11 protein-coding genes, 7 tRNA genes and 1 pseudogene are annotated in these 14,459 nt (G+C 59.4%); 12 read left to right on the top strand and 7 right to left on the bottom strand.

Annotated elements, in window-relative coordinates; genetic code table 11:
* Nucleotides 1-53: 53 nt before the first annotated feature.
* The gene (gene dxs / locus HMPREF2781_RS06890) at nucleotides 54-1,946 is read left to right on the top strand and encodes a 1-deoxy-D-xylulose-5-phosphate synthase (protein ID WP_070446776.1); all 1,893 of its coding nucleotides are present in this window, start codon (nucleotides 54-56) and stop codon (nucleotides 1,944-1,946) included.
* On the opposite strand, the gene HMPREF2781_RS06885 is transcribed toward dxs, so the two are convergent.
* Both HMPREF2781_RS06885 and HMPREF2781_RS06880 read right to left on the bottom strand, forming a co-directional pair.
* The gene (locus HMPREF2781_RS06885; RefSeq protein WP_070644923.1) at nucleotides 1,943-3,190 is read right to left on the bottom strand and encodes an HRDC domain-containing protein; all 1,248 of its coding nucleotides are present in this window, start codon (nucleotides 3,188-3,190) and stop codon (nucleotides 1,943-1,945) included. The two genes, dxs and HMPREF2781_RS06885, sit on opposite strands and share 4 nt — an antisense overlap.
* 1 nt (nucleotide 3,191) lies before the next feature.
* Nucleotides 3,192-3,806, bottom strand: a complete 615-nt coding sequence (locus HMPREF2781_RS06880) for a DUF3000 domain-containing protein (protein ID WP_070446948.1) — start codon at nucleotides 3,804-3,806, stop codon at nucleotides 3,192-3,194.
* Between the two features lie 176 nt (nucleotides 3,807-3,982).
* Between HMPREF2781_RS06880 and hemQ the strand changes: the two genes are divergently transcribed.
* Nucleotides 3,983-4,684: a hydrogen peroxide-dependent heme synthase gene (hemQ, locus tag HMPREF2781_RS06875; protein WP_070446778.1), complete on the top strand. Its 702-nt coding sequence runs from the start codon at nucleotides 3,983-3,985 to the stop codon at nucleotides 4,682-4,684.
* A 56-nt stretch (nucleotides 4,685-4,740) separates the two neighbouring features.
* Here the strand turns inward: hemQ and msrB are convergent, their stop codons facing one another.
* The 5 genes and pseudogenes from msrB to HMPREF2781_RS06850 all read right to left on the bottom strand — a co-directional run bounded on the left by msrB (nucleotide 4,741) and on the right by HMPREF2781_RS06850 (nucleotide 8,347).
* Nucleotides 4,741-5,154: a peptide-methionine (R)-S-oxide reductase MsrB gene (gene msrB, locus HMPREF2781_RS06870; protein ID WP_070644921.1), complete on the bottom strand. Its 414-nt coding sequence runs from the start codon at nucleotides 5,152-5,154 to the stop codon at nucleotides 4,741-4,743.
* Nucleotides 5,151-6,362, bottom strand: a complete 1,212-nt coding sequence (locus HMPREF2781_RS06865) for a glycosyltransferase family 87 protein (RefSeq protein WP_070644919.1) — start codon at nucleotides 6,360-6,362, stop codon at nucleotides 5,151-5,153. Before HMPREF2781_RS06865 ends, msrB begins: the two co-directional genes overlap by 4 nt.
* Nucleotides 6,363-6,466: 104 nt before the next feature.
* A pseudogene (locus HMPREF2781_RS06860) lies at nucleotides 6,467-6,910 on the bottom strand (dihydrofolate reductase family protein); the annotation flags it as partial.
* Nucleotides 6,911-7,115: 205 nt separating this feature from the next.
* Nucleotides 7,116-8,012, bottom strand: a complete 897-nt coding sequence (locus HMPREF2781_RS06855) for a TDT family transporter (protein ID WP_246821797.1) — start codon at nucleotides 8,010-8,012, stop codon at nucleotides 7,116-7,118.
* A 260-nt stretch (nucleotides 8,013-8,272) separates the two neighbouring features.
* A tRNA-Val gene (locus HMPREF2781_RS06850) sits at nucleotides 8,273-8,347 on the bottom strand.
* Between the two features lie 290 nt (nucleotides 8,348-8,637).
* Between HMPREF2781_RS06850 and HMPREF2781_RS06845 the strand changes: the two genes are divergently transcribed.
* The 10 genes from HMPREF2781_RS06845 (at nucleotide 8,638) to HMPREF2781_RS06800 (ending at nucleotide 14,371) form a co-directional block, all read left to right on the top strand.
* Nucleotides 8,638-8,713: transfer RNA gene (locus tag HMPREF2781_RS06845), tRNA-Gly, on the top strand.
* Nucleotides 8,714-8,775: 62 nt separating this feature from the next.
* Nucleotides 8,776-8,847: transfer RNA gene (locus HMPREF2781_RS06840), tRNA-Val, on the top strand.
* Nucleotides 8,848-8,885: 38 nt separating this feature from the next.
* A tRNA-Gly gene (locus HMPREF2781_RS06835) sits at nucleotides 8,886-8,961 on the top strand.
* 31 nt (nucleotides 8,962-8,992) lie between these two features.
* A tRNA-Cys gene (locus HMPREF2781_RS06830) sits at nucleotides 8,993-9,063 on the top strand.
* Nucleotides 9,064-9,095: 32 nt separating this feature from the next.
* Nucleotides 9,096-9,167, top strand: a tRNA-Val gene (locus HMPREF2781_RS06825).
* A 43-nt stretch (nucleotides 9,168-9,210) separates the two neighbouring features.
* Nucleotides 9,211-9,286: transfer RNA gene (locus HMPREF2781_RS06820), tRNA-Gly, on the top strand.
* A gap of 171 nt (nucleotides 9,287-9,457) precedes the next feature.
* On the top strand, nucleotides 9,458-11,524 hold the full coding sequence (locus tag HMPREF2781_RS06815) for a vWA domain-containing protein (protein WP_070644914.1): 2,067 nt from the start codon (nucleotides 9,458-9,460) through the stop codon (nucleotides 11,522-11,524).
* 188 nt (nucleotides 11,525-11,712) lie between these two features.
* Entirely contained in the window at nucleotides 11,713-12,300 is a 588-nt protein-coding gene (locus HMPREF2781_RS06810; protein ID WP_070644912.1) for a copper resistance CopC family protein, read from the top strand.
* 76 nt (nucleotides 12,301-12,376) lie between these two features.
* Complete coding sequence (locus tag HMPREF2781_RS06805; RefSeq protein ID WP_083308534.1) at nucleotides 12,377-13,033, top strand: copper chaperone PCu(A)C; 657 nt, start codon at nucleotides 12,377-12,379, stop codon at nucleotides 13,031-13,033.
* Nucleotides 13,034-13,099: 66 nt separating this feature from the next.
* Nucleotides 13,100-14,371: a Dyp-type peroxidase gene (locus HMPREF2781_RS06800; protein WP_070644910.1), complete on the top strand. Its 1,272-nt coding sequence runs from the start codon at nucleotides 13,100-13,102 to the stop codon at nucleotides 14,369-14,371.
* The last annotated feature ends 88 nt before the right edge of the window (nucleotides 14,372-14,459 follow it).

Here is a 14,459-nt window from a genome sequence, read left to right as displayed (position 1 = left end):
GGGTACGGTGGTAGAGAAGAAAACGATCGATGAAGGGGTTTAAGGCAAGCTCTATGGGCATTCTGGATTCCATTCAATCACCAGGCGATCTCAAAGCCCTGAGCAAGACGCAACTGGTTGAGCTCGCGGCGGATATCCGCCAGCGCTTGATTGAGAAGGTGTCCGCCACGGGCGGTCACCTCGGGCCCAACCTGGGCGTTGTGGAGCTCACGGTGGCGATCCACCGCGTCTTCGACTCCCCGCGGGACCCCGTCGTCTTCGATACCTCGCACCAGTCTTATGTGCACAAGATGCTCACCGGCCGTGCCAACCAGTTTGATTCCTTGCGCCAGAAGGGCGGCTTATCCGGGTACACGGACCGTGGGGAATCGGAACATGACTGGACCGAATCCTCGCACGCTTCTGCAGCGCTATCCACGGTGGACGGCCTTTCCAAGGCTTTCAAGATTCGCGGTGAATCGCACCGCAATGCCGTGGCAGTCGTCGGTGATGGTGCCCTCACCGGTGGCATGTGCTGGGAGGCATTGAACAACATCTCTGCGGATAAAGACCGCAACGTCGTCATCGTCGTTAACGACAATGGCCGCTCCTATTCGCCGACCATTGGCGGCCTTTCGGAGAACCTCGGGCGTATTCGTGCACAGCATGGTTATGACGAGTTCATGGAGTTGGGCAAGAAGCGCCTGAAGTCGATGGGTTGGGTAGGCGAGCGTACCTTTGATGCTCTGCACGCGGTCAAGGAGGGCGTAAAGTCCACCGTTCTGCCTACCGAGATGTTCCCAGAGTTGGGAATCAAATACATTGGCCCCATTAATGGCCACGATATCGACGCGGTGGTCCGGGCACTGAGTTATGCCCGGGACTATGACGGTCCCATCATCGTGCACACCGTCACGGAGAAGGGGCATGGCTTTGCTCCGGCGGTCAATGAGCCGAAGGACCAGATGCACTCCACCGGAGCTATCGACCCGGTCACCGGTGTCTCCAAGGGGCAAAAGCAGCCGGGATGGACTGCGGCCTTTTCCGAGGAACTCATCAAGGCCGGTCATGCGCGCGAGGATATCGTGGCTATTACCGCTGCTATGGCGGGGCCGACGGGTCTTGCGCCCTTCCAGGAGGAATTCCCGGAGCGATTCTTCGACGTTGGCATCGCCGAACAGCATGCCATGGCCTCCGCCTCCGGTCTGGCGCTGGCCGGAATGCATCCGGTAGTGGCGGTGTACTCCACCTTCCTTAACCGTGCAGTGGACCAAGTCGTCATGGACATCGCGCTGCTCAAGCTGCCCGTCACCATCGTGCTCGACCGCGCCGGTGTCACGGGCTCTGATGGCCCTTCGCACAACGGAGTGTGGGACATGGCGTTGATGAGCATCGTCCCGGGGATGCGCATTGCCGCGCCGCGCGATGGCGCACGCCTGCGTGAGCTCTTTAATGAGGCCATCGCTATTGAGGATGGCCCCACGGTGGTGCGCTTTCCCAAGGGCAACCTCCTTGATGACCGCGACGAACTCAAGCGCCTCGATGACGGGGTAGATATCCTGAGCTATTCCGATGCTGCTGCGGCGGAGGCCACTGATGTACTTATCGTCGCTATCGGTGCCATGAGTGCGCGTTCCCTGGGAGCAGCTGAGCTGCTCGAAGCCCAAGGCTTCAACGTCACCGTCGTGGATCCGCGCTGGCCGGTGCCGGTCCCGCAATCCATCGTTGCACTCGCTGCTGATCATGATCTTGTGGTCACGGTAGAGGATGGCCTCTTGCGGGGCGGCGTGGGTTCCATGGTGGCGGAAGCACTCGACGCCGCGGATGTGGATACCCCAGTCCACCGCCTTGGTGTTCCTGGGTGCTTCCCCAAGCATGCCAGCCGCGGAGAAATCCTTGAGGAATTCGGGTTGACCCCGGAGGGAATCACGGAATCCGTGAATGAGTGGGTAGCTGCTCGGAGCTAGAGGCGCGGTGGCATAGAGCGCATTCGCGCTAGACCGCGACGCAGGAGCGGCGTGGACAGCTCTACCTGCCATTCGCGCGCGCCTTGGGAACGCAGGAAATCGGGGATATCGGCGTCTGCTGCGATCTCGCCCGCCACACCGCCTTCAGGTCCGCAGGCCGCCCAGACTACAGCGCGGACCAAGCTGGGTTTGAGGATCAGCTCGTAGCTCATGCCCAGCTCTTCACCGAGAGCCTCGAAATCACTACGGATCTCGGTATAGAGCTGCCACAGCTCGGGGAAATCTCGGTTAAAAGCTGATTTGGAAGGAACCGGGCGTGGGCTGCGCAACGCCTTCGGCCACTGCTGGCGCGGGCTAGCAAGGGCGGTCTCGACGGCATCGAACCAGCGCAAGGTGGCGCCGCCGCGGCGGCGGGGGAAGCCTTTAACTTGATTGATTTCGTGCGGCGACCGGGGCACGCGGCGCGCGATGTCGACGAGCACACGGTGCGACAGTACTCGGTTAGGGGCGATGTCTTGGGAGCGGGCGATGGATTCGCGTCGCTGCCACAGTTCACGGGCTACCACGAGTTGCTCTCGGGAGCGCAGAGAGGAGACACCCTTGAGGGCCCGCCACGACCTAGGTTCAGGCCCAGTGATGCGGGCGTGGTCTTCGACAATCCTCTCAAACTCTTCATAAGCCCAGTCGAGCTTGTCCTGTTCCGCAAGAATATCTCGCAGTGTCACGGCGAGCTCGTTGAGAAGCTCCACGTCGAGCGCCGCATAATTGCGCCACTTCCGCGGGATGGGGGTTTCGGACCAGTCGGAATCGCCGTAGCCTTTTTCCAGTTCAACGTCGAAAAGCTCCAGCACCATTGCGGCCAAGTTAGGGTGTGCGAAACCGGCGAAGCGGGCAGCTAACTCGGTATCGAACAGCATGCCCGGGTATAGGCCCAGCCACGCTAGGCTCGGGAGATCGGAAGGGGCGGCATGGACCACCCACTTTTGCCCATTGAGCACCGGTGCGAGTGCTGCGCGGAGCTCATCGCGGTGGTGCTCCGGGGCGAACAAGAACGTGCCTGCACCCTCCCGGCGGATTTGCACGAGGAAGGCGCGGTCATCAAAACGGTAGGACGAGGCGCGTTCGGTGTCGATGGCAAACGGCCCGGTGCCCGCAGCTAAGCGGGCGGCACCGGCTTGAAACTCACGGGGAGAAAGGAGGACTTTCGGCGTCCCATCAACCGGTACCTGGCGCAATTCGCTCATCTTAGCGTCCGAGTTCGGCTACGCCCTCTGGCGGCAAACCAGCGACGAGAGAGAGGACTTGCGCAAAAGCTTCGACGTGTGGGGCGAGATCCAGGCCGGAGGCAGTCCACGAGGCGCGCATTTCTAATTGGTAGGCCCGCGGTGGTCCGCCAATTTCGCCGAAACGAACGGAAGCGGTCGAGGTGACGGTGCCTCCCAAATTCGTATGAGTAGCTTCGCGCACGTCGAGGGATTCAGTGAGCCATTCCCAGGCGACGTCGGGAAGCAGCGGGTCCCCGGCGACGGCATCGTCCAAGTCTGCCTGGATGTAGGCCACCAGGCGCATCGCACCTTCCCAGGCTTCCTCAGCGCCTGGGTCGTGCAACAGGATGAGGCGGCCGAAGGCATCGCCTTCAGAGTCAGTAGGGATAAGGTCCCCGTGTTCTGTGCGCTCAACCTCGAGGCCGATGGCGTGGCTGAATGGAGCCAGGCGTTGCGGTGGGCGGATGGTGCCCAAGGTGATTTCGGGGCGCAGCTGTGCGGTATGGAGGGACTCGACGGCCTCCGTGAAGGCGGTCGGAGTGCTCGGCTCCGCAGGGCGCGATTCGGCGGAAGAGGCGGCGGCGCGATCGTGCAGGTTGGTCGGTGCCCCTGCGAGGTTGCGCGAAGAAACGTCGGAATTGCTCACGGGGATCAAGGTATAAGCTCCGCCCGTGTGGCGGTGGAAGGCGCGCCGAAAAGCTAGTGGCGCGCGGAGGCGCCTCCAACTTATGATGGATAAGAAACTCTGTCGGTTGAAAGAAGGAGAAAGGCATGTCGAAGGTCAACTTCGCCGAGCTCAACAAGGTCCAGCGTTACTCGCAGCACGCGGTATTTCAGGTGATCCCGGGTGCGTTGGGCACGGAGCGCGAGGAGATCGTGGCGCAGGCGCAGAAGTTCTTCTCTGAGCTCGAGGAAGCAGGCGTGGTTACCGTTCGCGGTATCTATGACCTGTCCGGAATGCGCGAGAGCGCTGATTACATGATTTGGTGGCACGCGGAAGAATTCGCCGACATCCAGAAGGCTTTCGCGGATTTCCGCCGCGAGACCGTCCTGGGCCAGGTTTCTGAGGTGACGTGGGTAGGAAATGCTTTGCACCGCCCGGCGGAGTTCAACAAATCTCACCTGCCGTCCTTCATCATGGGCGAAGAACCTGGCGAGTGGATTTCTGTCTATCCCTTCGTGCGTTCCTACGACTGGTACACCATGGATGAAGAAAAGCGCCGCCGCATCCTCATGGAGCATGGCATGCAGGGCCGTGATTACCCGGATGTGCGCGCAAACACCGTGCCGGCCTTCGCGTTGGGTGACTATGAGTGGATCCTGGCCTTTGAGGCCCCAGAGCTGCACCGCATCGTGGACCTGATGTACCTGATGCGCTACACCGAGGCTCGCCACCACGTGCGTGAGGAAATTCCCTTCCACACCGGACGCCGCGTGAAGGACGTGGCTGAGCTCATCGCTATCCTGCCTTAAGAGCTGCGATAATTCGGGGTAGCGGCAGCGAAAGGCACCGGAAGTCGGTTGAGGGTTTAGTCCTCGACCGGCTTTTCTTCTAGGTCGAGGCAGATGGAATTAATGCAGTAGCGCAGGTCCGTCGGCGTATCGTAGCCTTCGCCTTCGAAGACGTGTCCAAGGTGGGATTCGCAGTTGGCGCACAGCACCTCGATGCGGCGCATGCCCAGTGAATTGTCTTCACGCTCAATGATGGCGTCGCCGGCCAAAGGGGAGAAGAAGGACGGCCAGCCGCAGTGCGACTCGAACTTTTCCGTGGAGCGGAAGAGCTCGGCACCGCAGGCACGGCAGGAGTACACACCCTCGGTGGTGGTGTTGGTGTATTCACCGACGTGCGGTGCCTCGGTGCCAGCCTCGCGCAGGACGTGGTATTCCTCCGGACTTAGGCGCTTGCGCCATTCAGCATCAGCAATGAGCTTGTAATCAGTCATGCAGGGATTTTATCGCTCGCTTGATGCTTGGGGCTAGTGCCTCGCTCCGCAGCCCACCAGCCGGCCACCGAGGCGGCGGTGACCACAATGAGCAGTCCCCACCCAAGGGTAGCGATAAAGACGCTCATCCAGTGCGCGGCGGTGGGCATGCTGGACGACGTCCACTCGAGCGGCGCCAAGAATAAAAATGCGGCCAACCATGCTCCCCACGTGTGGAAGACCGAGCGCGCAAGTACCACCGTAAACAGCATGGGGATAAGCCACATGGAGTAATACTGCTGACCCAGGGAGGAAAGGAAGAAGATGCCGACCATGATGGCACCACTGGTGCTCAGCGCCCAGAAGGTGGGCTCACTGTCGTGCCAGCGCAGCAGACCGAGGATCGCCACTGCCGCTAGAGCCGCGAAGAGCAACCAGATGGGGTAGTAGATGATGCCGGGGAGATCGAAGTAGGCGCGCACGCCCGGCCACGAGGCGTTGGCATAATCGCGCGTGGTGGACAGGTAAGGCACAAGGTTGGCGCGGAAGCCCTCCACGCCGGGGACGAACGGCCAGGCTGCAAGGTTGACTACCAAAGGTACGGCTACGCCCAAGCCTACAGTGAGCCAGCGCTTGCGGACGAGGGCGAGGAAGAGCAGCGGGGCAAATTGTGGTTTGACCAGAATTGCCAGTCCGATGCACAAGCCAGCGGCCCATCCGTGCTTGTCCAACAAGACCAAAAATGCCACCATCGCGAGCAGCAATAAACCGTTGATGTTGGTAAAGACCAACGTGTTGATAACTGATTCGGTAGCGAAGGCAGCAGCGATGCTGACCGGCCACAGTGGGCCCCGCAGGGTGTGGCCCACGAAGCGGGTCAACACGGCTAGTGCAGCGATGATGGCGGCGGCGTTGGCCAGAATGAAGGCGAGGCGCGCGTGTTCCTCGGACACGAGCCCCAAGGGGGACAAGAGGACCGTGGCGCCTGGGTTATACAGGTAGAGCGGTTCGACGAAAGAATAGTTCTGTTCATAGACCGGGGTGCCCACCCACAGGTTCCGGATCGCGCGGTAGACGGTGCCGAAATCATCAGTCACCGAGCCGTTAACAGCGAGCACGAACACGCGATGAAAGACCAAAACAATGGCGGCGGGCCACGCGGCGGCCGTCCACAGTCGCGCGGAATCAGCGAATGTGGAATCTGAGGGTGAGGGAGCCGGAGAAGTCACGGCAGCACAGTTTACGGGGTCTGAGTGCGCCGGTAGCGCAGAAACACCGTGTTGTCGACGGCGGTGACGTTCTCTAGCTCGAGCTTGAGCGCGGGGGAGGTGGCCTCGCCGTCAACGACTGGCTTTTCGATGGAAGGGGAAAGGTGCGGATCAAGCGTCAAATACAGCTTGTCTACGAGGCCTTCTGCGATAAAGGCGGAGTAGACGGATGGCCCACCTTCACAACTGATGCGGCGCGCGCCCTGGGCGCGGAGGGCAGCAATAGCCTCGCTCATGGTTCCGGTACCTGTGCTAACGACTTCGGCACCAGCGTCGGCTAAGCGCCGTGCCTCGAGTGAAGATGCGCGTTCTGCGGGGGTAAGCACGAGGGGGCCAGTTGCAATGAAGTCCTCGAAGCCGGAAAAATCGAGGGAGTGGCTGAAGACGGCGAGACGGGTATTTGACGCCGGCCCATAATCTTCTGCTTCCACCGTGGCTGAGCCGACGACGGCAACGTCCGCCCACTCGCGTAGGGCGGCAAAGAGTTCAGCGTCGGTGTCGTTGCCCATCGGTTCGGAGGTGCCATCGATGGTGGCGGAGCCGTGGAGCGTACTCACCGCAATTAAGCGGATTCCTTCTTGGTCTGGGCCCAGCAGGCGTTCTATTAGCGCAGTGTCACTCATGGCGCCCTACGGTACCTCAAAGGGTGACTATGCCTGGGCTGGGCTGCCCCTGCGCTGGACTGGGCTGTGGGCTGGGCCGGGCTTCAGAAGTTTAGGCGCTCTGGAGCCGCCACGTGCCGAAACGCAGCGCGGAGGCTCCCCAGTGGAGCAGCAAGAGCACCAGTAAAGCGAAGGACAACCGGTGCCAGCCTTCATCCCATGAACCTAGGCACAGCGTTCCGACTGGGAAGGTCGAACCCCACCAGCCGGGGCCGTAGGGAGCCCACGCGAATACCGCTTGGTAGAAGCAGTACATGGCGAATGCTACGCAGGGTGCTCCGATGGCGAACATGATGATGCCGTAGAGGTGGGCGTCAAAAAGCAAAGTCGAGGCGGCCGTTGATTGACCAACCACGCCCAGCGGGATCCACGCTGTACCTGCAGCTGCGCCCCGCGGCCTATCTCGGCGTTGTACAAGAGACCGGTAACAATAGGCGAACAGTGGAATTGCCGTGATGAAGGTGAGGAAGAAGCACAGCTCGCCGGCAAAGTGATAGAACTGCCCATGGTTGATAGCCAATTGGCCTGCGGAGGTCGCCGCCACCATAGGGGAAACCAGCGCTAGCCCCCAAGGAAAAGCGGGCTTGTCGTAGTGGTGCGGCTGCTGGAATAACCCCCAGAGCTGCCACAGGCACACCACGACAGAAAGCGGTGCGCCAATCCACCAACTTACTAACTGGAAGGCAACGTTTCCGGTTAACGCAGTCCACGCCGAGCCGCACGCCAGCAGACCCATCGTGTACATCCCCCACGCCGCCATGTTCTGGTGCCGAGGAGGTTCATTCTTTGTCCCCACGGTAAAAATCACCAGCAGCATTGCTGCGATAAGAGCGAAGACAATTTGGCCTACGTCTAAACCATGTAAACCCGACAAAGTTGACGCAATGGAGGTTCCCATCAAGGCGCCTGCCCAGGCTGGGCCAAACTTTGGCAACTGCACGAAAATCATCCTATTCCTGCACTTGTTGCTAGTGAACTTTTATGGAGTAATTGGATAACTGCGCCAGGGGGCAGGTTCAATGTTGTGCAGGCTTGTTCGACCGTGCCGTGACCCCAACGCGTTAAGGTATGCGTCTAGCTCCGGTGGTCAGTATGAGGCGCAACGAGAAAACACCCCCGCGAGAAAGGATGAATGCAGGTTTATTATCCTCATCATCTCCACGTGGAGGCTTTTATCCAGTACTGCATGTTGCTGACTCGCAGTAATAATGGTGGTCCTAGCTGGGATTGAACCAGCGACCTTTCCGGTGTGAACGGAACGCTCTCCCACTGAGCTATAGAACCTCGGTGCAGGCTTTAAAGTACACCGCGCATATGGAAACCCCTAATCGTCCAGCTCAACCGTGTTTTAATTTGTGGCTTGTCGGCACTAGAGCCTTGATGGAGTTAATAAGGGGGCTTGCAACCGCCATCCCTGCCGTGTCCGTTGTAACTGCAGTCTCAATCACACTGATGTAATCTGAATCCTGTTGGAAGTCAGGGGATTAGTGCCGTGGGCTGCGGATTTGGAAACTGGGGCGGCGCACGATAAAGTTTCTTCTCGCACCACGGCATACCGGCCGGGAACGTGCAATGCGGATGTAGCGCAGTTGGTAGCGCATCACCTTGCCAAGGTGAGGGTCGCGAGTTCGAGTCTCGTCATCCGCTCCAGGACTTTCTTGAAGTCAAGGTCACTTGGCTAGGTTCAAGTAAGAGTCTTGATAAATGCATAGGCGCGATTAGCTCAGTGGGAGAGCGCTTCCCTGACACGGAAGAGGTCACTGGTTCAATCCCAGTATCGCGCACAAGGACTTAGTCCTAGAAACCGGGCCTGGTTTCGAATGCGGATGTAGCGCAGTTGGTAGCGCATCACCTTGCCAAGGTGAGGGTCGCGAGTTCGAGTCTCGTCATCCGCTCCAGCACATGTAGTGTGTGAGGCGGTATCGCCACGGTGGAATGGCCGAGTGGTGAGGCAACGGTCTGCAAAACCGTGCACACGGGTTCGATTCCCGTTTCCACCTCAAGAGCAGGCGCCCAACTCTGGGTGCCGTGAGCGCGTTTAGCTCAGCGGGAGAGCGCTTCCCTGACACGGAAGAGGTCACTGGTTCAATCCCAGTATCGCGCACAGGGTTTCCACTAGGAGCCCACGACGAGCGAGAGCTCGTCACGCGGATGTAGCGCAGTTGGTAGCGCATCACCTTGCCAAGGTGAGGGTCGCGAGTTCGAGTCTCGTCATCCGCTCCACATCGAGTGCCCCTCCAAATTGGAGGGGCACTTTTAGTTTTCTGTCTCCCGGATTTTAAGGGGGGTTAAGGATTAAGGGGGTGAGGGGGCTCTTCCCCGTCAGCGAGAGAACTTCCGGTCAGCTGTTTATGATGTTTCTCACAGTCTTGTCGTCTCAAGGAAGTAGACATCATGAAAGCCTTTTCTCCACCTTCGTCTTCCCCGCAGGGCCTGTTACGCGGGGTCTTTGCTATTCTCGCAGCGCTACTCATCGCGTTTCTCAGCGTGGCGTCGATACCAGCTTTTGCACAGAATCCCACCGGGGTGACGCCGAGCGTCGAGCCGAGCTCCGAAGCAACCTCCAATGGGGGTGCGGCCGATTCCCAGAGCGGCGCAACGATGCTTGTTCTCGATTCTTCTGGCTCGATGAATGCGCAAGACGCTGGCGGGCAGACCCGCCTCGACGCCGCGAAGGACGCAACGAAGAAGTTCGTCTCTGAGCTTGGTGGGACTATCCCACTAGGGCTTGTTACTTACGGCGGCACGGTCGACGAAGCACCAGAGAATCAGGAAGCAGGGTGCCAAGACATCCACGTGGTCAGTGGCCCCAAAGAGGATGTAGGGGATTCTTTCACTGGCCCGATCGATGCGCTCCATGCAAAGGGCTACACCCCGATTGGTGATTCCCTGAAGAAGGCCGCCGAGGAATTGGGTGGCCAGCACGGCACCATTGTGCTTGTCTCTGATGGAATCGATACCTGTGCGCCGCCGCCAGTATGTGAGGTGGCCAAAGAGCTTCACGAGCAGGGCGTCGATCTGGTCATCAACACCATTGGTTTTAACGTCGATGAGGAGGCCCGAAAGGAGCTCTCCTGTATTGCAGATGCCGCTGGCGGCGAGTATCTCGACGCCGATGATGCAGACTCATTGGCAGCGATGATCAAGAAGGCAGCAGGGCGCGCCGCGGACATCTATCAATCCGATGTTGAACAGATTGAAGGCAGCGAAGACATCAGCCGACCAACGCAGCTTCCACGCTGGGAGTCTGGTGAGGACTTCATCTTCCGCGCGGAGTTGGATGCCCCACCGAACGGCGGCGAGGAATCTCGCACCGATTTCCATGCTGAGTCATGGTCGATCCCCGTCAAGCCGGGTGAGCGCTATGTGGCGACGATGTACAAGACACTTGAAGGTGCAGTGGGAACACCGAACGACCTGTATTTGAAGACATTTTTCGGCGATGGTACAGAACCGCCAACGGGTACGCATGGTGGCGACGAAGGCTCAGATGATTGCACAGCTGACTGGGAAAGTGCGAACACCGGCACTGTATCTGAGGCCTTGGCAAACGCTAGCGCTTATACCTACGAAATCGGTTCCAAGAATTGCCAGGGCGACTTGGTCTTGACGGCGATGCGCGCAGGCCAGTACAAGGCCGATGAACCTTTCGACGTGGAGATTCTGCTTCACCGTGTTGACCCAGTATCCAACATTGACGAGCTTGTTAGTGGTCTTAGCAGCGAGCTGGACGGCGAACTCCATGCCAACGCCAACGATGCTGAACAGATGGCTCCCGGAAACTGGTTTGACAATGCCACGGAGCTTCGCAGCGGTCAGGCCATCGAAACCGACATTGTTCAGGGCGAAGCGCACGTCTACAAGGTCCCCATGAAGGAAGGACAGCAGTTGGCTGCCGCAATTAGAGCTGGAGAGGCTTCGGATAAGAAGGCTCTCCAGTACTCAGGCCTCGATGTGTCTATCCTCAATCCAGTTCGTGAGAAAGCTGGAGAGCATGAGTCTTTGATCTGGCCCGATGAGGGGGACGAGGGATCGGTCTCGGCAGCAAACCCTATTGCTTTCACTAACCGCTTCAGCTCGGATTCTGCACCCTCTTATGGCAACGCGAACTGGTTGGAGGGTGACTACTACATCGTGGTGACACTAGATGCAGGTAAAGGGAATAATCTAGCGGATAGTGAAGGCAATTTCACTGACAAACGTGCCACCATGAAGTATTACCTCACGTCCAAGGTGTTGGGGGAGCCAATCCAAGGGCCCATTTATGAGCCTGTCAAGGACAAGACTGAGGCACCGAAGAGTGATGGTGACGAAGGAAATGTGGACCAAGCAGCAAGGGCCGATGAGGATAAAGGCCTCGGCCTTGGCGCTCTCGGTTATTTCCTAGCTGCGGCCTTGGGCATCATCGCTGTTGCCGTAATCATCCTGGTAGTTATCCTTCTGCGCGGACGTAGCCACTAGAAGTCTTATAAGAAACACGACCTTGCTGCTGGAGAGGGCTGGGAACTTTTCCGCCGCGTGCAACGACTACTTGGTAACCCCGCACAATCCGTGCGGGGTAAGGATTGGCTCGAGGATCCCTTCCGGCGATAGGATGAGGGAGCCTTCAACCAAAAGTTTCATCAGACCATCAAGGAGTAATCCGGGAAATGCAGCTGCGTCAGGTCACTACGGGAATTGCCGCTGGGGCCGCGGGCCTTGCGATTGGGTTGTCCGCGCCGCTAGCGGTGGCACATGACTCAGTCATTGGCGGAAACGTGGTGGGTGACGCACCGCTGGAAGAGTTTCCGCGTGAAATCACACTAGAGTTCTCTGGTATTCCCCGGGATGACTTCAATACTTTTGCCGTGAGCGATAAGTCAAGCGGCGAGGTGCTCTTTGACGCCACCCCAACCATTGATGGCCGCAATCTCACCGTTGAGGTTCCTCAGGACATCGAACCTGGCGATGGTGAATACCAGGTAGGTTTCCGCATTACCTCCTCCGATGGCCACTCCACGCTCGGTTCCGTGCCGTTTAGCGTGGGTTCTGGGGCCGGCGGACATGAGGCTGCAGATGCTTCTGCTGATGGTGCCAAGGAAGGCGAAGAGGCGCAGGAGTCTCAGGATCCGCTGAGCTCCTTGCCCACCGCGGCCACATGGATCATTGGCGTAGGAGCAGTTCTCGTCGTCGGCGCAGCGCTCTTTGCCTTCGGAGCAAAGACCCGCCGCGCTGGTGGAAAAGGCTCAGAAGGCTAAACACCACGCGCCGCCGATGAGACGAGAGTCAATCCGCACTTTCCTTAACTACTGTTACTGCAGAAAGGCATGTCCCATGCTGAATACCCGTTCTTTCCTCCGTGTCTCCGTGGCGGCCCTCGCAGCAGGCAGCCTGACCTTGGCGGCTTGCTCCCCGAGCGAAGAGGATTCCGCCGCAGCTCCGTCGAGCGCTGCAAGCAGCGCGGAGAAGGACAAGGACGCAGAGACCAGTACTTCGGCTTCTTCCTCCGCTGAGTCTGGCGTAACGTTCGAGGATGCTGTTGTGCGCGCCATGGAGGAGGACTCCGATATGACCGCTATCTTCGGCACTCTCCACAACAACACGGACAAGGATATCAACGTGCTTGGCTTCAGCTCTTCGGTGAAGGCGAAGCACTATGAGATCCATGAGGTTGTCGATGGCGTCATGCAGGAGAAGGAGGGCGGCTTCGATATCCCTGCCGGCGAATCCATTGAGCTCGCGCCGGGCGGTTTCCACTTCATGTTGATGGGCGTGACCGAGCCTGTTATGGCCGGTGAGACTGCCACCCTCACGCTGGAGCTTGCCGACGGTTCCTCCGTCGAGCTCGGCGATATCCCGGTGCGCACCATTGGTGCCGGCGACGAAGACTACGGCGATATGGACCACGGATCCATGGACCATGCAGAGCACATGGACCACTCGGAGTCCGCAGACATGTCTGACATGAAGAAGGAAGAGCACGCGCACTAGAAACTAGCGTGCTCTGGGCCAAAGTAGGCAAGAAATCGGTTCTCACGAGATAGGGAGAAATCAAGGATGAACGGGTTCGCGGAACCTGTCAGCCGGCGTGGATTACTCGCCGGAAGTGCTGTGGCGGCAAGCGCGGTAGCGCTTGCAAGCTGTGCGAAAGGGGATGAACCTGGACAGGCATCTGCGGATGCCTCCCGCGCAGCGCAGGCTGGTGACGCTGGGAGCACTGGGCCGGAGCGCCGCGAGGAAACCATGGGCGGCGATATCGTCGCCTTCGACGGCAAGCACCAGGCGGGCATCCAAACCCCGGTCCAGGCGCATGTGGAGCTGGTGGGCTTTAATCTGAAAAAGGGGACTACTGCACGCGGGGCGACCGCGCTCATGCGCCTATGGACGGAAGACGCCCGCCGCCTGTGCACCGGTGAGAACCCGCTGGGTAGCCTCGAGCCCGAATTGTCTACCACCCCAGCAAACCTCACCGTCACGTGCGGTTGGGGAGAGGGATTCTTCGACACGGTGGACGTCGCCAAGCCCAGCTGGCTGCGCGATATCCAGGCTTTTGACCATGATGACCTCCGCCCGGAATGGGGCCAGACAGATATCGTCCTGCAGATCTGCAGCGATGACCCTTTCACTGCCGCCTTCGTATTGCGGCATATGACCCGCGCGGGCAAAGATTACGCCGATGTTGCGTGGATCCAACAGGGATTCAGCCATGCCTATGGCTCCGCACCGAAGGGTATGACTCCGCGCAACCTCTTTGGGCAAAAGGACGGAACGGTCAATCCCCGAAGCGATGAAGACTTCAACGAACAGGTGTGGATCGAAGACGGCCCCTTCGCCGGCGGCAGCGCCATGGTGGTACGCCGCATTCACATGAACCTGGACACATGGGAGCAGCTTGATCGCGCGGCACGTGAGAACTCGACTGGGCGCACGCTCGATACCGGAGCTCCTCTAGGCGCTAAGGACGAGTTCGACCCGGTGGATCTGGATGCCCGCAACGAGTTTGGGCTCAAAGCCATTGATGAAAACTCGCATGTCGCCAGAGCGCATCCGCCGGCAGAGCATCCAGAACAAAAGCTTTTGCGTCGCCCGTATAACTACAACCTGCCGCCGACTCCGGAGACCACCCAGCGCGGTGAACTTAGCAACGCGGGATTGATCTTCATCTGCTACCAGAAGGACCCGACGACGCAGTTCGAGCCTATTCAAGCGCGCCTTGATGAAGCGGATCGCCTCAATGAGTGGATTCGCCACATTGGTTCGGCCGTGTATTACATGCCGGCCGGAACTGAAGGCGAAACCTTCTGGGGCGAATCGCTCATACGCAGTTAAGAGGGGTAGACTAAGCCGCTGTAACTTTCTCGTTGAGTGCTGCTCGGCCAGGTATGTCGAGCGGCGCGTGAGCGCAAAGGAGCGCACC

This window comes from Corynebacterium sp. HMSC062A03 (assembly GCF_001811145.1).
Lineage (GTDB): Bacteria > Actinomycetota > Actinomycetes > Mycobacteriales > Mycobacteriaceae > Corynebacterium > Corynebacterium aurimucosum.
Note: the sequence above shows the minus strand (reverse complement) of the source record. Positions and strands in the feature narration are given on the sequence as shown.